9 protein-coding genes are annotated in these 22,305 nt (G+C 65.9%); 4 read left to right on the top strand and 5 right to left on the bottom strand.

Annotated features, from left to right (window positions below; genetic code table 11):
- Positions 1–25: 25 nt before the first annotated feature.
- Positions 26–1,684, bottom strand: coding sequence for a (2,3-dihydroxybenzoyl)adenylate synthase (locus tag AC5Y42_RS10695; RefSeq protein ID WP_499897950.1), 1,659 nt, complete (start codon positions 1,682–1,684; stop codon positions 26–28).
- A 179-nt stretch (positions 1,685–1,863) separates the two neighbouring features.
- On the opposite strand from AC5Y42_RS10695, the gene mbtG reads away from it, so the two are divergent.
- Positions 1,864–3,153: an NADPH-dependent L-lysine N(6)-monooxygenase MbtG gene (mbtG, locus tag AC5Y42_RS10700; RefSeq protein WP_499897954.1), complete on the top strand. Its 1,290-nt coding sequence runs from the start codon at positions 1,864–1,866 to the stop codon at positions 3,151–3,153.
- Positions 3,154–3,238: 85 nt separating this feature from the next.
- On the opposite strand, the gene nbtC is transcribed toward mbtG, so the two are convergent.
- From nbtC to AC5Y42_RS10720, 4 genes are all read right to left on the bottom strand, one after another.
- Positions 3,239–6,280: a nocobactin polyketide synthase NbtC gene (gene nbtC, locus AC5Y42_RS10705; protein WP_499897955.1), complete on the bottom strand. Its 3,042-nt coding sequence runs from the start codon at positions 6,278–6,280 to the stop codon at positions 3,239–3,241.
- Positions 6,267–7,574, bottom strand: coding sequence for a beta-ketoacyl [acyl carrier protein] synthase domain-containing protein (locus tag AC5Y42_RS10710; RefSeq protein WP_499897956.1), 1,308 nt, complete (start codon positions 7,572–7,574; stop codon positions 6,267–6,269). Before AC5Y42_RS10710 ends, nbtC begins: the two co-directional genes overlap by 14 nt.
- Complete coding sequence (locus tag AC5Y42_RS10715; RefSeq protein WP_499897958.1) at positions 7,571–8,329, bottom strand: thioesterase II family protein; 759 nt, start codon at positions 8,327–8,329, stop codon at positions 7,571–7,573. Before AC5Y42_RS10715 ends, AC5Y42_RS10710 begins: the two co-directional genes overlap by 4 nt.
- A 165-nt stretch (positions 8,330–8,494) precedes the next feature.
- Complete coding sequence (locus AC5Y42_RS10720) at positions 8,495–9,061, bottom strand: GNAT family N-acetyltransferase (protein WP_499897959.1); 567 nt, start codon at positions 9,059–9,061, stop codon at positions 8,495–8,497.
- A 189-nt stretch (positions 9,062–9,250) separates the two neighbouring features.
- Between AC5Y42_RS10720 and AC5Y42_RS10725 the strand changes: the two genes are divergently transcribed.
- From AC5Y42_RS10725 to AC5Y42_RS10735, 3 genes are read left to right on the top strand one after another with little or no spacing between them, the layout of a single operon-like run.
- The gene (locus AC5Y42_RS10725; protein WP_499897961.1) at positions 9,251–14,275 is read left to right on the top strand and encodes an amino acid adenylation domain-containing protein; all 5,025 of its coding nucleotides are present in this window, start codon (positions 9,251–9,253) and stop codon (positions 14,273–14,275) included.
- A complete protein-coding gene (locus tag AC5Y42_RS10730) occupies positions 14,272–18,837 on the top strand; it encodes an amino acid adenylation domain-containing protein (RefSeq protein ID WP_499897962.1) in 4,566 nt (1,521 codons plus the stop codon). The genes AC5Y42_RS10725 and AC5Y42_RS10730 overlap by 4 nt, the downstream gene beginning before the upstream one ends.
- A complete protein-coding gene (locus AC5Y42_RS10735) occupies positions 18,806–22,303 on the top strand; it encodes a non-ribosomal peptide synthetase (protein ID WP_499897963.1) in 3,498 nt (1,165 codons plus the stop codon). The genes AC5Y42_RS10730 and AC5Y42_RS10735 overlap by 32 nt, the downstream gene beginning before the upstream one ends.
- Positions 22,304–22,305 lie beyond the last annotated feature (2 nt).

Consider the following 22,305-nt stretch of genomic DNA (forward strand, 5'->3'; position numbering starts at 1 on the left):
CGCGAGGGTGCGTAGAAACGGGTTTCTAGTCGGCGTGTCGGCCGGGGACACGCACGCTCGCGCGGATGGCGTTCTTGTCGATTTTGCCGATGGGCGTCACCGGCAGCGACGTCATCGCCACCAACGTGTCGAGCCGGGTATGGGTGGCCACGCCGCGTCCGTCGAGGTAGCGATTCAGCTCGGCCAGCGTCACCGGCTGATCGCCGAAGATGACCGCCGCGCAGATCTTTTCGCCGAGGTATTCATCGGGTAGCGGCACCGCGGCCGCCGCCCGGATCGCCGGATGGGTCAGCAGGTGCTCCTCCAGGTCCGCAGCGGCGACGGTCTCGCCGGCGCGATGGATGACATCTTTGACCCGACCGGTCACCTCGAGATAGCCGTCGGCCGAGCGGCGGACCCGGTCGCCGGTGCGGAAAAACCCGTCGGGCGTGAACGACCGCTGGTTGGCGGCGTCGGCGCGAAAGTAGCCATTCAGCGTGTAGGGCCCGCGCACCAGCAGCTCACCCTCGGCCCCGTCGGCGACGTCGGCATCCGCCTCATCGACTACCCGCACCTCGTCGTCATCGCACAGCGGCCGGCCCTGGGTGTGGTCCACCACCTCCACCGGGTCGTCGAGGCGGGTGTAGTTGACCAAGCCTTCGGCCATCCCGAACACCTGCTGCAGGCCGGGCGTCAAGGTGGTGCGGATCCGGCGGGCATCCTCCGCGGCGAGCTTGGATCCGCCGACCTGCAGCAGCCGCAACGAGTCCGGCGTGACCGGCTCCCAGTCGCAGGCTTGGGCCCACAGCCTTGCCAGCGCCGGTACCAGCGCGGTGACCGTGACGCCGTGGCGCGCGATGGTGGCAAAAGCCGCTTCCGGGCTGGGATCGGCGGTGAACACGGTGGTGGCGCCGACGGTCATCGCGCCCAGCAGACCGGGGCAGGCCAGCGGGAAGTTGTGCGCCGCCGGCAATGCGACCAGGTATACATCGTCACCGGTCAGCCGGCACAGCTGGGCGCTCGCCGTCGCGTTGTAGCGGTAGTCGTCGTGGGTGCGTGGAATCAGTTTGGGCAGTCCGGTGGTGCCCCCCGACGCCAGCAACAACGCCGGAAGGGTGGTCTCGGTGACCGTTGCGGGCGGCCCGCCCGACGGTGCATCGGCAAGCAACGCGGCAAACGAGCTGAACGGTCCCGGATCCCCGTCGACGACGACATGACGAAGCTGTGGATGTGCGGCGACCAGTTGCTCGGCCAATGGCCGGTAGTCGAAGCCACTCGCCGTCTCGGCGATGACCAAACCGACTGCCTCACTCACCTCGGCGAAGTGATTGAGCTCGGCCAATCGATGCCCCGGCAGGCACATCACCGGGATCGCCCCGGCACGCAGCAGACCGAACAGCGCGATGGCGAACTGACCCGAGTTGGGCAAATCAAGCAGCACTCGGTCAGCCGGCGCGATGCCGCGCCCGGCAAACGCGGCGGCGGCGCGGTCGACGAGTTCATCGAGCTCGGCATAAGTATGGCTGCTGACCGCGTCGATGACGCCAACGCGGTCTGGCCATGCCGTCGCGGCCTGCCGCAGAATCGCATCGAGGCGCTGCCCGGTCCACAAGCCGGCGGCGCGATAACGGGCCGCCCGATCCGGCGGGAACGGAATAAATCCGTCTAACGCGGATTCGGGCGGGCCGGCAGAGGCGACCGGCACTCGGCAACTCCTTCGGACAGGTGTGTGCTGGGCATCGAACATCGTGTAGCGTACCGAAAGTTAGGACAGCCTGGGCTAATCAATCGGAGGGTAGTCGTGGGTGATGCTCTCGGTCTCGGTGGGCGTTTTGCCGTAGCCGGTGGCCGTGTCATCCCCGACCTCCGTACGGCCGGCCGAACATGAGTAAGACACTCGCGATCGTCGGGGCCGGCGCCAAGGCGGTGGCGCTGGCGGCCAAGGCGGCGGTGCTTCGCCAGATGGGCGTCGACACCGTCGACATCATCGCCATCGAACGCTCCGGGGTCGCGGCCAACTGGCGGGCCGGGGGCGGCTGGACCGACGGCCGGCAGCGGCTGGGCACCAGCCCGGAAAAGGACGTCGGTTTCCCGTACCGCTCGGAGCTGCTGCCCGGCCGCAACGCCGAACTCGATGAACGGCTGATGCGGTGGAGTTGGCAGGCGTATCTGGTTGCGACGGACCAATTCGTCGGCTGGGTCGATCGGGGCCGGCCGGCGCCAACCCATAACACCTGGGCGCAGTATCTGCGCTGGGTCGCCGACGTGGCGGGGCTGAACGTCGTTCGCGGCGAATTGGTCAAGATCTCGATCGACGGTCTGCAGTGGGCGCTACACACCCGCGACTCCCGGCTGTCCGCTGATGCGCTGATGATCACCGGACCGGGTCAATCGGAGCGCTCCATGCTCTCCGGTGATCCGCGGGTGTTGTCGATCGCGCAGTTCTGGCAGCGCGCCGCATCCCAGGATCGGATCGTCGCCCAGAACGTCGCAGTCATCGGTGGGGGAGAAACCGCTGCATCGATGCTCAACGAGCTGTTCCACCACCGGATTTCAGCGGTCACCGCGATCTCGCCGCAAGCGACGCTGTTCACCCGGGGCGAGGGCTATTTCGAGAACTCGCTGTTTTCCGATCCCACCAAATGGCGCAGCCTCACCCACGCCGAACGGCGCGACTGCATTGCCCGCACCGACCGCGGCGTGTTCTCTGCGCGGGTTCAGGAGTCGCTGCTTGCCGACGAGCGGATCAGACATCTGCGCGGCCGAGTCGCCGACGTCGCCGACCGCGACGGCCGTATCTGGGTCACCATGTACACCGACGGTGGTGGTAACGAGCGGGTCGAGTCATTTCATGGCTTCGACCTGGTGATAGACGGATCCGGGGCGGACCCGTTGTGGTTCTTGTCGCTGCTGAGCCAGACTGCCCGCGACAGCCTGGAGCTGTGGCTGGGCGGACCGCTGACCAGCGAGCGGCTGGAAGAGTCCATCGGTCATGACCTCGCGGTTCAGGGAACGGCTCCGAAGCTGTTCCTGCCCAACCTGTCCGGGCTCAACGAGGGCCCGGGCTTTCCGAACTTGAGCTGCCTGGGACTGCTGTCCGACCGGGTCCTGGGCGCGGACTTCGCCGTCACCGAGCCGTCAATCAAGAGAAGCGCCGCCTACCAATCCGTTTGAGGACGGCCTGGCTTCATTCAGTGTGAATCCATGGCGGGACTTTTGCGCTCAGCCCGCCCTCAGTACACACTCGAATACCTTTGGACTACCCGCCCAGTCGTACCAGGATGTCGGCGATAGACGCCCCGCCGAGCAGATCCGACACCTCTAGCTCGTGATTGAACTCGGTCTTGACGCGACGGTGAAACTCCAGTGCCTGCAATGAATCCAGGCCGATCGCAACCATGGGCGCCGTGGTGTCGATCGCATCGACAGCGTCGACACCGATGGCCCCGGCCAGCAGACTCATCAGCCGTTGCTCGAGATCCGTCTCCTCGCCGCGGGCGGGGGCCGGGACCGCAGCGGTAGGAGAAGTCAACTGGGACAACAACGGACCGTAGCCGTAGGCCGCCAGCACCGGCCGCGCGCGATCCAGATCGAATGCCGCGACGACGGCATTTCCACCACGCCAGGGCATTCCCACCGCCAGCGCATCAGCGGGACGCATCGGCATGACGCCGGTCGCGGCCACCTTCGCCCACCCGGAGGGGTCGAGATCAACGACCGTCCACTGGCCCCACTGCACCGAAACGCAATCCAGGCCCTCGGCCCGTAGCCGCTGTGCCATCGCGTCGAGCATCCGGTTGGCCGCCGCGTAGACGATGTGACCGCGACCGCCGATGGTCGCCGCCACCGAGGAACACAAGACGACACGGCACTGATCAGTGCGCGGGAACGCGTCCAGTATCCGCCAGATGCCGACGACCTTGGCGCGCAACGCATTGTCGACCGTCTCCACGGTGATGTTGCTCAACTCGACATTCGAATACGCCATGGCGGCGTGGATGATCAGATCGGCGGGCGCGTCGCCGTGCTCGGCGGCCAGTTGCCTGACGGCAGCAGGGTCACCCACGTCGCAGCTGGCGGCATCGATCCGCGTCGAGGTGGCCGACCGGATCTTCTGCAGTCGATCCGCCACCGCGGCGGTCTCACCCGATCTGCTCACCAGGGTGATTCGCCGCGCGCCGCGGCACGCGAAGTGTTCGCAGAACTCCAACCCGAGATTTCCGGTGCCACCGACGATGAGCACGTGCTCATACACATCGGCGTCGGAGTCGGCGGCCGAGCTGTCGGCCTCGACGATCCGTTTGGCGTACAGACCACCGGTGCGCAGCGCGAGCTCCGGCTCCTCCTTGGTGTGCAGCGCCGACACGATCGCGGACGCCGATTCCGACGGCGTCGATCCGGCCGGCAGATCGAGGTGCCGGAATCCCACCTTGGGGTATTCGGTGCCGATGCTGCGGAATCCGGCGCTGGCCGCCGCGTGCACCAGATCCGGTGGCGCGTCGTCGTCGACTACCGCCTCGCCGCCCGTCGTCACCAGCCAGCAATCGGAGATTGCGTCGGTGAGCCCCGGCCACCAGGTGCGGTTACCGAAAAACTCCGACACCTCGGTTGCCGCCGCACCGTCATCCAGCTTCGGCGACGGCGGAACAAGGATGACGTACGTATCGAGACCCGTTGCGGGCCCATCGCTTTGGGTCGAGGTGTCGAGCACGTGTGCGTTAGCGCCGATGTCTCCGGCCGCGGCGCATAACGCGGCGGCAAGCTCGGAGCACGCTCCGGTCCGATCGATGATGCCGATTGCTCGTGGTGGCAACAGTGCGCGCTGCGACAATCGAATCCACTTCTCGGCCAGAAGGCGCGGCGCCGGAGTGGCCGCCGGAGTCGCGGCCGGCGTTTGGTTGTCCGGTTTGGACTCGACGCCGTCGTACGGCAACCACAGCAGTTTCTCGTCCATGCGGGTGTTGGGGAAATCGGCGAGCGGCAGCGGGGCCGGACCGGCGGCGTCGGTGCGCAGGCGCTCCCACGGGTACTGCAGGTCATGGACCGCCAACCGCGCGAGGTTGCGGGTGAAATCACTGAGGTCGATGGCCGCCCGGTTGGACGTGCCCACCACCAGGGTCTGGTCGTCCTTCGAGGCAGCGAGATTCTCTTCGATCGCCAACTGCAGCGTCGGATGTGCGGCCAGCTCGACGAAGGTGTCGACGCCCAGCGGTAGCGCAGCCGCGATCGCCTTGTCGAATCGAACGGTGTTGCGAAGATTCCAGAACCAGTACTGGTCGACGGGCAGGTCTTGGGTGATCGGGCCGCCGAGCGTGGCGCCAAGGCACGCGGTGTCCGTGTCGAGGAACGTCGGATTCTGCAGTTGACGGCGCGCGGCCGCACGTACCTTGTCACTCAGCTGATTGATCGCGCTGGTGTGCGCGGGGTAGTGGACGCGAATGACGCGCGCGAATACGTCGCGCTCGGTCAGCGTATCCACGATGCGCTGCACGGTCTCGCGTTCACCCGAGATCCCGGTCATGCCGGGCGAATTGACCACCGACAGCTCGGCCCAACCCGAGCAACGCGCGAGTTCGCCCTCGCAGGTGTCGCGGTCAGCGGCGACAACCGCCATCGCGTAGTCGCCGGAAATGAACTCGTCGGCGGCACGTGCGCGGATCCCGACGACGCAAACGGCGTCTGCCAAACTGATCGCGCCGGACACGTAGGCAGCGGCGATCTCGCCTTGGCTGTGTCCGATCGTGACGGCCGGCTCGATACCGAATGAGCGCCACGTCGCGGCCAGCCCGGCCATCTGGGCGAACAACGCGGGCTGGACGGTGCTTGCGGTGTCGTCGACCGAAAGGTGTTCGTCGAGAAGATAACTCAGCGGCGACTCGGCCAGCTGGGTGCCGAAAGCGTCGGCGCAGCGATCTACTTCGGCTCGATAGGCAGGAATCGACTCGTAGAACACACGGCCCATCCCGGGCCGTTGCCCACCCTGGCCGGGGAAGACGTAGGCGAGCCGGCGAACCGCCGCGGGCGCATCGGTGCGCACCACCGTGGCATGTTCACGGTCATCGATGATCGCCTGCAGGGCGCCGAGCAACTCGTCGCGGCTGGTGACCATCGCCAGCGCACGGTGCGGGCGGGCAGCCCTTGTCCGAAAGAGCATTTCGGTGATCGCTGCCGGTGCCACGTCGGGATGATCAGTGGCATAGGTAAACAACGCGGCGGCCTCGTCGTGCACCAGGCTGCGACTTCCCGCAGACAGCAGAACGGGGACGGTGCCATCGGGAAGCCGGTAGCTAGGAATTGTCACTGTTCTCACTTACGGGCATAGCGATGATTGCGTGCGCATTGGCACCCCCGGCGCCGAATGACGATGCGGCGCCGTAGCGTACACCCTCCGTGGGCTCCCATGGATGCAGTTTGGTGGCCAGTCGCAGACCCACCAGATCCCAGTCCAGTTTCTTCGTCGGGTTGTCCGAGAAGAGCGTGGGCGGGATGTGGCCGTGCCGTCCGGCGAGCAACAGTTTGATCAGCCCGAGGATTCCCGACGCGGCTTGTGCATGGCCGGAATTCGACTTGATCGAGCCGAGCAGCGCCGTGCTTCCCGCGGCACCGTATGTTGTGAACAGGGCCAGCAATTCCACCGGATCGCCGGCGAGGGTCGCGGTGCCGTGACCTTCGATCATGCCCACGTCGGCGGCATCGATTCCGGCTGCGTCGAGTGTCTTTCGGATGAGCTGCTCTTGGGCCCGCACCCGGGGAACGAGGATGGGCTTGCCTTTGCCGTTGTGGTTGGTGCGGATGGCCAGAATGCGCCCGTAGACGGCGTGGCCCAGTTGGCGTGCCCGCGACTCGCGTTCAACAAGAACCATGCCTGCGCCTTCACCCCAGACGGTGCCGCTGGCGTCGTCGGAGTACGCGCGGCAATGACCATCCTCGGAAAGGGCATTAAGCCTGGCGAATTCGAAAAACGCGCCGGGAGAGCCCATTACGCATACCCCACCGGCAAGTGCCCAGTCGCACTCGCCGGTCGCCACCGCGTTGGCGGCCAGCTGCAGCGCGGTCAACGACGACGCGCACGCCGAATCGACGCACATCGACGGCCCGGTCAGCCCAAGGCTGTGCGAGATCCGGCCTGCGGCCCCCAACTGCCCCAGGCTGGCGATGCGATGGCCGCTATGAGCGTCGGCGACAGCTGCACGCGGTCCGTATTCCATGGGCGACATTCCGATGAAACAGCCGCCCTCGTCGCCCGCGAGCGTTGCCGGGTTAATGCCGGAGTTCTCCAGCGCCTTCCAGGCCACCCGTATCGCAACCCGTTGTTGGGGATGCATGACCAGGGCCTCTCGGTGGGTGATGCCGAAGAACGGCGCGTCGAACATCGCGGCACCCTCCAGGAAACCGCCCGCATCGCACACGCTTCCCCAACCGTCCAGCCGGGACACCGAGAGCAGGTCGTCAATCGGCCAGCCGCGGTCCCGCGGAAATGGGCTGATCAACTCCCGCGATTCGGCCATAGCCGACCAGAGCGCGGCGGGGGTGTCGATTCCGCCGGGCGCCTCGACGGCCAGTCCGGAGATGACGATCGGGTCGCTGGTGTTCACGCGGTCTGCTCGCGTTGCCCGGGCGGCGCCAACAACTCCGCGACCGCGCCGAGGTGATCACCGAGATAGAAATGCCCCCCGTCGAACATCGTGACGTTGAGACGCTCGGTGTGCTTACCCCAGCCGTAGAGATCGCCCAGCGTGACGAACGGATCCTGCTCGCCGCCCATTGCCTGGATCGGGGCGGCTACTTTCACGTCGTCGGCGCAGTCGTACGCATCGAATGCCTGGTAGTCAGCCTTGATCACCGGCAGAGCCAATCTCATGACCTCCCGGTTGGCGAACACACTGGTGTCGGTGCCCTCCAGTGCTGCCAGATGGTTGAGGATGTCCTCGTCTTCCTTGGGATGCGACGGCTTGGCCGCGGCGTGACAGGGCGCAACCGCCGCGGAGACGTTGAGTTGGCGCACAGTGGTTCCGGCGGCCTCGGCTAACCGCACGAATTCGAACGCGACCAACGCGCCCATGCTGTGGCCGAACGTGACGATCGGGACGCCGCGGTTGAGCTCCGACCCGGAGAACTCGTCGAACGCACCCTCGGCGATCGCAGGCAGGGAGAGCAATGACGCCTCGCCTGCCCGGTCCTGGCGCCCCGGGTACTGAAAGACGATGACGGTGAACCTCGTGCTGAGGGCTTTCGAGAAGTCGCGGTAGGCCGACGCACCGGATCCCGCATGCGGGAATACCAGCAGCGGCGGGTTCTCGGCCGGATCCGCATGATGGAACTGCCTGATCCAGCCCAGGGTGCGTGGCATGGGCACAACCTCTCGCTCGCCTAGTTCCGCCTGGCGCGGCATGGACACGTCGCGCAAGCATCGAACCGGCCGCGTCGGCGCGGCAACCGCCGGTCCTGCAACTTAGCGAAGGCTAACATAAGCTCACGGTCCGGGACGGGGCCGTTGGCTGGGGCGCAAACGCGCTTATTGCTGCTCGCGGTCGCGGATCATCAGGGCAGCCCGCTTGTTTGGCAGGTCGATGTCCACGGTGCGGCGAAACCCCGCACGTTCGCATATCCGGATCACCCGTGGGTTGTTGACGTCCGGCTCGCCGACGACCCGTTCTGCGCGGGGATCAGCATCCAGCATCCAGGTGGACACGGCCCGCAGCAGATCCACCGCGAGCCCATGACCGCGACTTTGAGCGGGCCCCAACAGCAGGTGAATGCCGGCGTCGTGCTCGTGCGCGTCGTAGTAGCCGGCCAGCGGATCAAGATCGGCGCGGTAGAGCTCCCAGTAGCTGATCGGGACACCGTCGAGTTCGCCCAGGTATGGCGTGGAATGTGCACTGTCGTCCTGCTGGCGCAGATATGAACCGATCCGATCGCGGGGCCAAGGCTTCCGCCAAAACCTGGCCACCTCGGGATCGTTCATCCAGGCATGCATCACGTCGAGGTCGCGGGCCGGGTCAAGCCGGCGCAGCGAAAACTCCCCGGAGAACCCCGGATGGTCCAGGGCAATGCGGCGGTGCTGCAGATCCAGCCTGTTCACCCCCGTACCTTCCCACTGCTGGAACGGATGGATGAACCACCCCGCGTTCCGGCCAGTTAGCATAGCCTATGCTAAGCCCGTGCTGCGGCGATGCCTCCTTTCCGGAGCCGGCCGCCGCCGAGCCACGTTCGACCGAGCGTCACGACGGAAACTGCCCCAGCGGACTGAATGTCAGAAGTGAGACGAGGCATGACAGACACTGCCAAGACCGTCCAGGAACGCCGCAGGGAGCTGTTGCGTACCCGGATCGCCCAAAGCGGCGTTGCGGCGCGCGAAACGGGCGAGCTTCGAAGTCTGCACGCCGGCGAACGCTACCGGCTGTCGACCGGCCAGCGCCGGATGTGGTTTCTGCAGACCATGGATGCCGCTGATTCCACGCTGAACATCTGTGTCGCCTACCAATTGACCGGCGTGCTCGATGAGCCGGGCCTACAAGCCGCCTTGCGTGAAGTCGTTGCACGCCATGCTGTTCTGCGAACCACCTATCGGGTAGACGGCGACGGCGAGCCGTATCAGGAGTTCCGTGATGATGTGGAGATCCCATGGGGCACAAATGATCTTGCCGACGTTCCGGAAACGGATCGGGAAGAGCGCATCGAAGCGCTGACCCGAGCCGAGTTCGGCAGGCCGTTCGATCTCGCGAACGAACTCCCGCTGCGGGTCACTCTGCTACACACCGGCCCGGACGAGGCGGTGCTGCTTCTCGTCGTGCACCACATTTGTTGGGACGACGACTGCTGGGATGTTTTCTTCAACGAATTGAGCGCTGCCTACAACGGTCACCAACTCGGCAGCGCACCGCCACAGTACGTCGCCGTCGAGGTGCTCGAGGACGCAATCGAACCCGGCGAGGATGACGTCGAGTACTGGCGAAACTCGCTGCAGCCGTTGCCGGAACCGCTCGAGCTTCCTGGGCCTGCTGTCGCCGACCCGTCGCGTCGCGCCGAACGTCGAAGCCGGGCGGTGCCGGCCGGCCTGTTCGAGCGGGTCGAAACATTCGCCCGCCAACACTCGACGTCGCCGTTCACGGTGTTGCTGGCGGCATTCGGTGTGCTCGTGCGGCGTTACAGCGGCGCCCCCGACTTTCTGATCGCCGTCCCGGTTACCGACCGCCGCGCAGCCGCACGGCGTGCCATCGGCTATTTCGGAAACACGCTGTTATTGCGGATCGATCCAGGGCCGCAAGGTGATTCGTTCGGCTCATTCGTCGACACGGTCCGCGAGACCTGTCTCGGCGGCTTCGCTCACCAGTCCGTCGGTATCGACCGCGTGGTCAGCGAGGCACACCCAGAGCGGACGGCGGGACGCGACGGGATGGATTATCTGGTCCGACTCGGCTTCAGCATGCGCAAAAGTGCGGGCGGATTCGCGCTCGGCAACGTCGTTGTGCGACAACTCGAACTCGGCGCGGTCACCGCACCGGTCCCGCTCGCCATGACAGTCGTGCTCGAGCCAGAGGGCGTGTTGACCGAGATCGAGTATCAGGCCGACGTGCTGCCCGACGCACTCGTCGATCAGATGCTGACCCATTACCTACGACTGCTGGACAACGCGTTGAACGAGCCGGCGCATCGCGTCACCAGTCTGGACATGCTCGGCCCGGGCGAGCGGGCTGCCGTGCTGGCGCAATCGCACGGCGAGCTCGTCGCCACGCCGGCCACCACGATGGTCGCCATGCTCGAATCGGCTGCCGCTGCAGCGCCCGACGCCGTTGCATTGGTTTCCGACGACGCCGAGCTGAGCTATGCCGAACTGCATCGACGCGCGAATCGCTTGGCGCGCTGGCTGCTTGGCAAGGGGGTCGGCGCAGAAGACATCGTCGGCTTGCGGATGGGCGCATCGATCGAGTTCATCGTCGCGGCGTTGGCCGTCCTCAAAGCCGGTGCGGCATATCTGCCTATTGATCCGGCCTACCCGGGTGACCGTATCGAGTACCTCACCACCGACAGCCGTCCCCGCATGGTTCTCGGGCAGCAACAGCTTCTCGCCGCCGAGACGGCCGCTGCGCAGTTGCCGGACGCCAGGATTACCGACGCAGAGCGCGTTTGCCCGCTGCACCCCGACCATGTGGCTTATGTCATCTACACTTCCGGCTCCACTGGGCAGCCCAAAGGCGTGGCGGTCTCACATCGCGCGATCGCGGAGCACATCGCCGGCTTTATCGCCGAGTGGAGCATGACCGGCGACGACCGGCTCTTGCAGTCGTCGTCGGTGAGCTTCGATGCGTCACTGCCGGAGATCTTCATGACGATGTCGGTTGGCGCCCGGCTGATCGTGCCCCGGCCCGACGCCTTCGGAGACATCGATTACATCGCCGATCTGATTGCCCGCCACTGCATCACGGTCGTGCACATGGTGCCCTCCCTGCTCGGCACCCTCCTGTTGTTGCCGCAGGCCACGCAATGGCGGCAGTTGCGTCACGTCCCAGTCGGAGGTGAAGCCCTGCCGGGGCAGGTGGCCGACACGTTCGCCACCTACTTCGACGCCGAACTGCGCAACCACTATGGCCCGACCGAGGCGGTGGTCTGCTCCACACACAAACTGGTAGACCGGTCCTACGGAACCGGAGTGGTACCGATCGGCGTGCCGAACCGCAATGTCTACACCTACGTACTCGACCGCGAGTTGCAACCGGTGCCCGCCGAAGTGGTCGGCGAACTTTACCTCGGTGGTGTTCAACTCGCCCGCGGCTACCTCGGGCGAGCGGGCCTAACGGCCCAACGGTTCGTCGCCGACCCCTTCAACCCCGGGATGCGGCTGTACCGAACCGGCGACCTGGTCCGCCGCAACATCGCCGGGGAGCTGGAGTTCGTCAGCCGGGCTGACGAACAGGTCAAGGTGCGCGGGTTTCGTATCGAACCCGGCGAGGTCGAATCCGCCATCGCGTCCCACCCGGCGGTACAACAGTGCCTCGTTCTCGTCACCGACACCGAGCTGGGGCCGACGTTGGCCGCATACGTGGTGCCACGAGTCCAGCTCAACCTCGACGAGCTGCGTGCACACGCCGCGAAGCTGCTGCCGGAATACATGCTGCCCAACGCGTTTGCGCTAATCCCGGACATCCCGGTGACCGTGAGCGGAAAGCTGGACAAGCGTGCCTTGCCGCCCCCGACGCCGATTGCGGCGCGCGCCTACCGTGCGCCGGCCACGGCCACCGAGCGTCGCATCTGCTCGATCTTCACCCGACTGTTCGGCTGCGAGCGAGTCAGCGCCGAAGACTCGTTCTTCGAATTGGGTGGCCACTCACTGCTGGCGGCCCGGCTGGTCGCGCAGATCCGCGCGGAATTCGGCGTGGAACTCGTCGTCCGCACCGTCTTCGACACCCCGACGCCGGCCGGACTGGCGGCTCGGCTGGTGGAGCAGTTCCGTGCGGAGTTCGACATCGACCTCGACGCTGCGGATTTCGAGGAGACGCTCGATGATCCGGTGGCATCGCATTCGAGGCGCCCGGAGCTTGTCGCATCGGCGCGCCCGCAGCGGATTCCGCTGTCCTACTCCCAGCTCGCCGCGTGGTTCCAATATCGGATGGACGGCGCGCGTGAGGCTTTCAACATGCCGTTCGCGTTGCGCTTCAGCGGTCCACTCGACACCGCCGCAGTGGCGGCGGCGCTCAATGACGTGGTGGCCCGCCACGATGCGCTGCGCACGAATTTCGCCGAACACGACGGGGTTCCCTACCAGTTCGTGCATCCCACCGTGCAGCTGGAATTACCGGTCCGCGACGTCGGAGCGGAGCAAGTCGACGACGTGATCGCCGAGCTGCGCCGCGACGTTCTGTCACCGGAGACCGGGCCGCTGCTGCGGGCCACCTTGGTGACGGTCGACCCAGATACCCACGTGCTGTTCGTGATCATTCACCACATCGTCAGCGACCACGCATCGCTGGGCGTCATCTACGACGACCTCGTCACTGCCTACGGCGCTCGGCTGGGCGGTCAGCCGCCGCAATGGACACCCTTGCCCATCCAGTTCGTGGACTACGCCCTGTGGCAACGGCAGGCATTCGATGCGCCGAGTGAGTGGGGACAGACCGAGATCGACTATTGGCGCGACACCTTGGCCGGCTTGCCCGACGAGATGGCGATAGTGTCCGACCGGGAACGTCAACCGACCCTTGGAAAGCCGGGGGAGGTACTAACGTTCACCCTTTCGGAAGCGCAGCGTTCGGCTCTTACCCGGCTCGCCGAGCAGAACGGGGCTACCGAGTTCATGGTGTATCAGGCTGCGATCGCGGTGCTGGTGCACAAGCTCGGCGGCGGCACAGACATCGCGCTGGGCAGCCCGGTCGCGTCGCGGGTCGAAGCGGCCACCAGCAACCTGGTCGGTCTCTTCGCCAATATGGTGGTGCTGCGCAACGACCTATCCGACAACCCGAGTCTTCGCGCGATGGTCGCGCGCAGCCGCGACACGGTGCTCGATGCGTTCGCGCATCAGGAAGTTCCCATCGAACGCCTGGTTGAAGCGGTGAAACCGGTGCGCTCCCGATTCCGGAACCCGCTGTACCAGAATGCGGTTCATTTCCGTGGCGAGGATTGGGCATTGACTCCGCGCCACCTGACCGACGCCGGGGACACCACCGTGGTAGCGCTTCCGATGGATTTCGACGTCTCGCTACTCGATCTGGACATCGGCTTGACGGTGACGTCGTACGGGGAGCTCGATGTACGGGTGGTTGCGAACGCTGATCTCTACCAGCCGCAAACCGTTCGGCTCATAGCCGATGCGCTGAAAGCTGCGCTGGAAGCCTTTGCGACGACGCCGGATTGTCCGGTATCCACCGTGGAGTTGCTGCCGGCGGCTGCTCTGGAGAAACTGCTCGCTCCGCCGATCCCTGCCGCCACCGGTCCATCCCAACCGGCCATCGGCGGCTCGGAGGAAACCGAGCGGCTGTTGATCACACTATTGGAGGAGTTGCTCGACATCACCGGCGTCGACCGCGACGACAACTTCTTTGCGCTCGGGGGCGACAGCATCATTTCCATCAAGTGGTCGGCCAAGGCGACGGCGCAGGGACTGGCTCTGACACCGGCAATGGTGTTCGAATACATGACCATCGGCGAGTTGTCCGCCGCCGTCGACGCCGCCACACTCGCCGATCAGCCTGCGGCCCATTGCGAACCAGTGCAGGAGCGGGAATACACGCCGATGAGCACGTCCGGGTTGAGCGCCGATGCGTTGGCCGACTTGACGGCGGCGTGGCAAGAGCAATCGTGACGACCACGCCGCCGCAGGTCGAGGACGTGCTGGCCCTCAGCCCGCTGCAAGAGGGCTTGTTCGCCTTGTACCGACTGGCCGAGGACGGCGTCGACCTGTACAGCATGCAGTTCGTGGTCGACATCGACGGCCCGGTTGACGCAGCATTGCTGCGCCGCAGCGCCGCCGCCATGTTGGTTCGGCACCCGAACCTGCGGGCCGCCTTCTGGGATCGGGGCGTGCCCAAGCCGGTGCAGATCGTGCCGGTCGAGGCGGAATTGCCGTGGTCGGAACGTATCGCGTTGCCAACAGAATTCGAGTCGATCGCGCGATCGGAGCGGCGTCGGCGGTTTGACCTGAGCCGGGGTCCGGCGCTGCGGGTCGTCTTGCTCACGGTGCCGGGTGAGTCACGACGGCGGATGATCTTCACCGCCCACCACATTCTGGTGGACGGTTGGGCGCTGGCGGTGTTCTTCACCGAGATGCTCGCCGTTTACCGGGCCGGCGGATCGCTGGAGGCGCTACCGGCCGCGCGCCCGTATCGCGACTACATCGTCTGGCTGGCCGAGCAGGACAAGGCGGCCGCGTTCACCACCTGGTGTGAGTATCTCGCGGGGATCTCCGGGCCACTCATGGTGGCCGACGGCACCGTCGTCGCGGGTGATGCGGTGCCGGAGAAGGCAACCCTGCTACTGTCCGCAGCCGATACCGCGCGCCTGCGCCACTGGAGCAGCAGTTCCGGCATCACGCTAGGTACCGCGGTCCTGTTCGCCTGGGCCGTCGTTCTCGGCAGAATCGCCGACCGCCGCGACGTCGTGTTCGGCACCATCGTCTCCGGACGCCCGGAGAACTTGCCCGGGGTGGACACCATGGTCGGGCTTTTCATCAACGCCGTGCCGGTGGTACATCAGTTGCGCAACACGACATCAGTGGCCGAGCAATGCATCCGGTTGCAGCGCGAATTGTCGGCAATGCGTGACATCGGCTACTTCAGCCTCTCGGAACTGCAGCGCCAGTGCGGTCAGGGCCCCCTGTTCGACAGCCTATTTCTCTTCGAGAATGCGCCCATCGAGGACGCCATCACAACGGTCACCGAGCCCGACGGCACCCGCTTTACCCCGGTGGAGATGGAAAGCCTGACCCACTATCCGTTGACCGTGGTGTCGCACCTGCACGACGACGCTCTGGTGGTGGTTGTCGAGGCGATTCGTGCTGGGCTCCCGCATCTTCCGGCCGCCGAAATCGCCGAGCGAGTACTTGTCGTGTTGCGCCAACTTCCCGATATCGGCGATGGAGGCCCGGACGTACTGAACGTTCTCACCCCGGCCGAGCGCATCGAATGCGCCGACGTCGCCGCATCGTCGATACCGGCACCGGTCGAAACGGTCTGGGAAGTTTTCCAACGGCAGGTGTCCGCTGCCCCTGACGCGCCGGCCTTGACCGCCGGAAGCGGTGAGCGTTACAGCTATGCCGAACTTCATGCCGAAGCGAGCCGGTTGGCGGGGGAGTTGGCCGCCCACGGCGTCGGACCGGAAACCGTTGTCGCACTTGTGCTGCCGCGCTCACCCCGCTCCATCATCGCAATTCTGGCGGTGCTGGCCGCCGGCGGCGCGTATCTGCCGGTAGACATCACCCTGCCGGCAGCGCGCATCGCGTCGATGCTGCGCCAAGCCGACCCGATACTGGCGATCACCGAACTGGGCTACGCCGAGCGGCTCGAACCCGGGTCGCCCGCGCTGCTTCTCGACGAGGCCGCAGCGGCCGAGCGCATTTCGCGGCTCCCGGCCGTCGCACCGTCGATACGCCGGCACCCCGGGCACGCCGCGTACGTCATCTTCACGTCCGGATCCACCGGGGAACCCAAAGGAGTTGTCGGCACCAACGCCGCGCTCCTCAGCTATTTTACCGACCACCGCGACCGTGTCTACCGGCCGGCCCGCGCCCGGCTGAACCGACCGCTGCGGATCGCGCACGCCTGGTCGTTCAGCTTCGACGCGTCGTGGCAACCGATGGTCGGCCTGCTCGACGGTCACGCGCTTCACCTGTTCGACGCCGAGGAGGTGCGCGACGCTGACCTGCTGGTGCGCGGGATAGCCGCGCACCGGATCGACATGATCGATACGACGCCATCGATGCTTGTTCAACTTCGCGCCGCCGGGCTACTGGACTGCGGCCTTTCGGTCCTGGCACTGGGCGGCGAAGCCATCGACACCGCGTTGTGGGACCAGTTGCGTGCGCTGCCATCGGCCGCGGTCTACAACTGCTATGGCCCCACCGAAACTACGGTTGAAGCGGTGGTGGCAGCGGTCGGTGAATACCGAACACCGGCGATCGGCACCGCCAATGCCGGAACATGCGGCTACGTCTTGGATTCGAGCCTGCGGATGGTCCCCAACGGGGTCGTCGGTGAGCTCTACCTGTCCGGCGCCCAACTAGCGCGCGGCTACGTCGGCAAGGCTGCGATGACGGCGGCTCGGTTCGTGGCGGACCCGTTTCGGCCCGGCCGGCGCATGTACCGCACCGGGGATGTGGTTCGCCGGCTCGCGCATGGCGGCCTCAGCTATCTGGGTCGCGGCGACACCCAAGTCAAGATCCGTGGCTACCGCGTCGAAGTCAGCGAGATCGAGGCGGCGCTGCGTGGCCTGCCCGAGGTGCACGACGCCGCGGTGTCAGTACTGCGTCGTTCCGGCAGCGCCCAGCTCGTGGGATTCGTTGTGTGGCACAACGATACCGAGGGCGACCCCGTTCATCTGCGGACCGCGCTCACCCAGCGTTTGCCCCTGTACATGGTTCCGGCGCGGATCGTCGCAGTACCTCAGTTGCCGGTGAACGCCAACGGCAAGCTGGACGGCCATGCGTTGGATCGGCTGGCCGAAGATGCCCTTGCCCACGTCGCCGAAGACGGTGCAGCGTCGGCGTCCACCGACACCGAACGGCTGCTGTGCGAGGTATTCGAAGAGCAGTTCAACGGCGTGACGCCACACGTCGACGAGGACTTTTTCACTCTCGGGCTGGACAGCATTGTGGCCATTTCGCTGGTGCACAAGGCTCAGCGGCGCGGCCTTATGGCAAGTCCGCGAATGGTGTTCGCCTGCCCCACAATCCGCCAACTCGCAACGGCCATCGATGAGACGGCAAGCTCGGCAGCTCCTGTCGAGGGCGGCGAATACGGTGAGGTGCTGCCGCTGCCGATGGTGTCCTGGCTCTACGAGTACGGTGCCTACCGCCGCTTCACCCATACAGTTTTGCTTCGGTTGCCCGACGATATCGGCGCGTCGTCCATCGAGTCGATGCTGCAGTTGTTGCTCGACGGACACGACACACTGCGATCGTTCGTCGATGAGACCCCCGACGGGCCACGCCTGGTCACCCGTGAGCCAGGCTCGGTCCAGGCGGGCGACGTGCTGACCACCGCGGACTTGTCGGCCACGACCGATGAAGAATTCAGTTCGGCCATCACGCATTACGCCCGCAAGGCCAATGACGAAATCGACCCCCACAGGGGTGCGATGGTGCGGGCGGTATGGCTCTCCGGCGCTCGGGAGCAGGTACTGCTCATCACCGCCCACCACTTAGCGGTAGACGTGGTCTCGTGGCACATCATGCTGGGGGATCTCGTTGAGGCATGGCGGATGACGCAATCGGGTGTGACCCCAAAGACACTGCCAGAGTTCACTTCTTATCGCCGTTGGTCGGAACTGATGTGGGACCGGGCGGCGACGTCGGAGGTGTTGGCTCAGCGCGACTATTGGGCCGCACAGGTGCACGATGTCGATCCCGCGTTGGGGTCGCGGCATCCGGACCCCGTTCGTGACAGCTGGTCCACTTTGCGTGTCACGCCGGTGCTCACACCGGTTGATGTCACCGCGCAGGTGTTGTCCAGACTCGTCAGGGCCGAAGGCATGCGCGAATTCCTGCTGGCCGTAGCCGCTATGACCGTGGCGAGTTGGCGGCGGACACGGCAGCAAGATCCCGGTGCGGGGGCGCTTGTCGCCCTGGAGGGGCATGGTCGGGCAGATGCCGTGCTGGACACTGACACCACCAACACGGTCGGCTGGTTCACCACGGCGTTCCCGGTGCGCATCGGCGCGGGTGCGGCCGCGGTCGACGTCGACCAGGCAGAGCACGATCCCGATGCGGCCGCGGCGTTATTCGAGTCGGTGGCAGCGCAGTTGCAGGCGATCCCGAACGAGGGCCTGGATTACGGTCTGCTCCGTTACGTCGCGCGCATCCCCGAGGTGCAGGCCGAACCCCAGATCCAGTTCGGCTACCTGGGCCGCCTGGACCTCGGTGGTGTCAGCGACCAGCCATGGTCGCTACTCACCCAGCCGTATATCACTGCGCTGCCGATCGACCCCGAACCTGATCTGCCGCTGCGTTTTGCCTTGAACATCAGCACCCTGGTCGGCACTACCGAAAACGGTTCGCAATTGATCACCAACCTGCGCTGGAGCGATGCCCTGTTCGCCATGTCCGACATCGACCTGCTGGCAGAATTTTGGCAGCGCGGCGTGGCGGCCCTCGCGGCGGGCTTGGAAAGAAGGGACCGGCATGGCGCCGCGGCAGAGTTTGCCCAACGGTGAGCGGATCCACCGGGACGACATCAGGGCTACCGTTGCGGCCCAACTCGAGTGCCCGGCCGCAGACATTGCCGACGACGACGACCTGATCCAGCTGGGCCTGAACTCGATCCGGATGATGGCCCTGGCAGGAGGGTGGCGCAAGCGTGGCGCCGACATCACCTTCGCCCAACTCGCCGCCAGCCCGACAGTGGAATCCTGGCACGCTCTGCTCGGTGTGGACGAGACGGAAAGCGCCGCAGAGGCGGTCGTGGTTGGCGCGGTTGTCACCGCAGATGATGAAAATGCCCCATTCCCGCTGGCCGCCATGCAGCACGCGTACTGGATCGGCCGCTCCGATGACCAGCGACTCGGCGGCGTGGCCGCCCACCTCTACGTCGAATTCGACGGCGGGACAGTAGATCCGGTACGCCTGGAACAGGCCGTGTCCGATCTCGTCGCCATCCACCCGATGCTTCACACCCGATTCCTGCCCGACGGGACCCAGCAAACCATGCCCCGGCCCGGTCGGCCGGTGTTCGCCGTGGCGGACCTGCGTGGGCAGCCCCCCGAAGCCACCGCAGCCACGTTGGCGGAGTTGCGCGACGGTAAGACTCACCAGCGCTTGGCCATCGAAGACGGTCAAGTCTTCGACGTCGCATTGACGTTGTACGACGAGAACCGCAGCCGGCTGCATCTGGACGTCGACATGCTCGCCGGTGATGCCATGAGCTATCGCGTACTGGTTTCCGAGCTCGCCGAACTGTACCGGGGCGCAACGCTGACGGCGCCCGGCTACAGCTACCGCCGGTATCGCACCGAGCACACCACAGACAGCGCCGCACGCGACGGTGACCGGCAATGGTGGCAGCAACGGCTACCCGGCATGCCCGGCGCACCGCAACTTCCGACCCTCACCGGTGGCGACGACAAGACGTCACATCGCACTGTGCGCCACGAACACTGGCTGGAACCGGCCGCCAAGCAGCGACTGATGGTCGGTGCCCACCAGCGCGGGGTCACGCCGGCGATGGCGGTGGCCGCCATCTTCGCCGACGCCATCGGCGGCTGGACCGCTCAGAGCAGATTCCTACTGAATGTTCCGCTGTTTCAGCGCCAAGCCGTCCATCCCGACATCGACCGGGTGGTCGGAGACTTCACCTCATCGGTCATGCTCGAGGTCGATGTCTCCGACAATGTCTCGGTAGCGAACCGGGCCCGCGAAATCCAGCGCCGGATGTATGAAAGCGCAAGTCACTGCGCGTATTCGGGACTCGATGTGCTGCGAGATCTGGCCAGACACCGCGACGAGCCGGTGCTTGCCCCAGTCGTCTTCACCAGTGCCCTCGATCTCGGTGAACTGTTCGCCGACAACGTCATCGAGACCTTCGGCGACCCGGTGTGGATTGTGTCGCAGGGTCCTCAGGTGTTACTCGATGCCCAGATCACCGAGCTGCGTGGTGGTTTGCTGGTCAACTGGGACGTCCGCGTGTCGGCTTTTCCGCCGGGCCTGATCGACACCATGTTCGCCAGGTTCACCGATGCCATCGAACGGCTCACCGAGAGTGATGCAGGCTGGGACGCAAAGGCAGTACCGCGGTTGCCCAGTGATCAGGCGCAAGTCCGGGCAGCGGTCAATGCGACTGCCGGCCCGGTGAGCAATCGGTGCCTGCACCAGGGCTTCTTCGAAAACGCCGCGGCCAAACCCGATGCGACCGCCGTGGTATGGGGCGTCGGCGACGATGCGGGCGCATGGAGCTATGCCGAACTCGCCGAACGCTCACTGGCCGTTGCCGGGGCGCTGCATACCTGCGGTGTGGGGCCGGGGGACACCGTCGCTGTTCAGCTTCCCAAAGGGCGTGACCAGATATTGGCGGTGCTCGGGGTACTCGCGACCGGGGCGGCCTATCTGCCGATCGGATTCGATCAGCCAGAGGTACGGCGCGCCAAGATTCTTCAGACCGCTGACGTCGCCGCGGCACTCACCTGCGCGGGCGCCGAGATGGGTGCGTCGATTCCGTGCCTGTCCATCGACGACGCGCGCAACCATCCCGCGCCATTGCCGGCGCCGGTCTTCACCGACGTCGACGAAATCGCCTATGTGATTTTCACCTCCGGCTCGACGGGTTTACCCAAGGGAGTGGATGTCCGCCACAGCGGGGCGATGAACACGATCGACGCCGTCAACGAGTGGTTCGACGTCGGCAGCGTCGATCGGGTACTCGCGCTGTCTGCGCTCGAATTCGACGCGTCGGTCTACGACATCTTCGGCATGTTGTCGGCGGGTGGCTCGCTGGTTGCTGTCGATTCCGAGCAACGGGCCGCAGCCACCACCTGGGTGGAGTTGCTTCGCCACCACCGGGTCTCGATCCTCAACTGCGTACCCAGCATGCTGGACATGATCTTGGAGCTTGGCGGCGACCGACTCGGCGACTCGCTGCGGGCCGTCACCCTCGGCGGTGACTGGGTCGGCGCTGATCTGGCCCGCCGACTCGCCAGGCAGGTGCCGGGCTGCCGGTTCGCCGGCCTCGGCGGCGCGACCGAGACGTCGATCCATCACACGATCTGCGAAGTGACCGGCGAACCACCATCGCACTGCGCGACGGTGCCGTTCGGCATGCCGCTACGCAATGTGCGGTGCCGGGTTGTTTCTCTCACGGGCGACGACTGTCCCGACTGGGTGCCCGGGGAACTGTGGGTGGGCGGCGCGAACGTCGCAGCGGGCTACCGTAACGACCCGCAGCGAACAGCGGAGCGTTTCGTCGAATACGACGGCATCCGATGGTATAGAACCGGCGACATGGCCAGATACTGGCCGGACGGCACCATCGAGTTCCTCGGCCGCGCTGACGATCAGGTGCAGATTCGCGGCTACCGCGTCGAACTCGGCGAGGTGGAGAGCGCGTTGCGGGCGGTGCCCGGCGTGCGTCACGCCGTCGCCGCTGTGATCGGAGCCAACGCGCCCACTTTGGTTGCCGCGGTCGCCGGAGACCCGGTCGACGTTGACGATGTTGCCGCCGCTGTCGCGGATTTGTTGCCGAGTTACATGGTGCCCAAGCGGATCGTGGTCTTGGAACAGATTCCGTTGACACCGAACGGAAAACTGGACCGTCGCGCCGTAAACAAACTGCTCGAGCCGCAAGCCGCGGGCACCCGAGACAGCGCCGCGAGTAACGACGTCGAAGCGGCGCTTGCCATGATCGTCGCTGACGTATTGGGCGCGGATAATGTTGGTGTGCAACAAGATTTCTTCGCGATGGGCGGTGATTCGGTGCTGGCCACCACCGTGATCGCACGGCTGCGCGACTGGCTGGACATCGATCACGCAGTGGTTGCCGACCTGTTCGCCGCACGAACCGCTGCCGGCTTGGCGCAGCGGCTGAATCAGCGTGAAGCTCAACGCGGTACGCCAGATCGCCTCGCGGTGATCGCGCGGGCCTACCTCGAAGTCGCTGCGCTGACCGATGAGCAGGTACTCGCCCAGGAATGACC

This window comes from Mycobacterium sp. NGS48 (assembly GCF_059812585.1).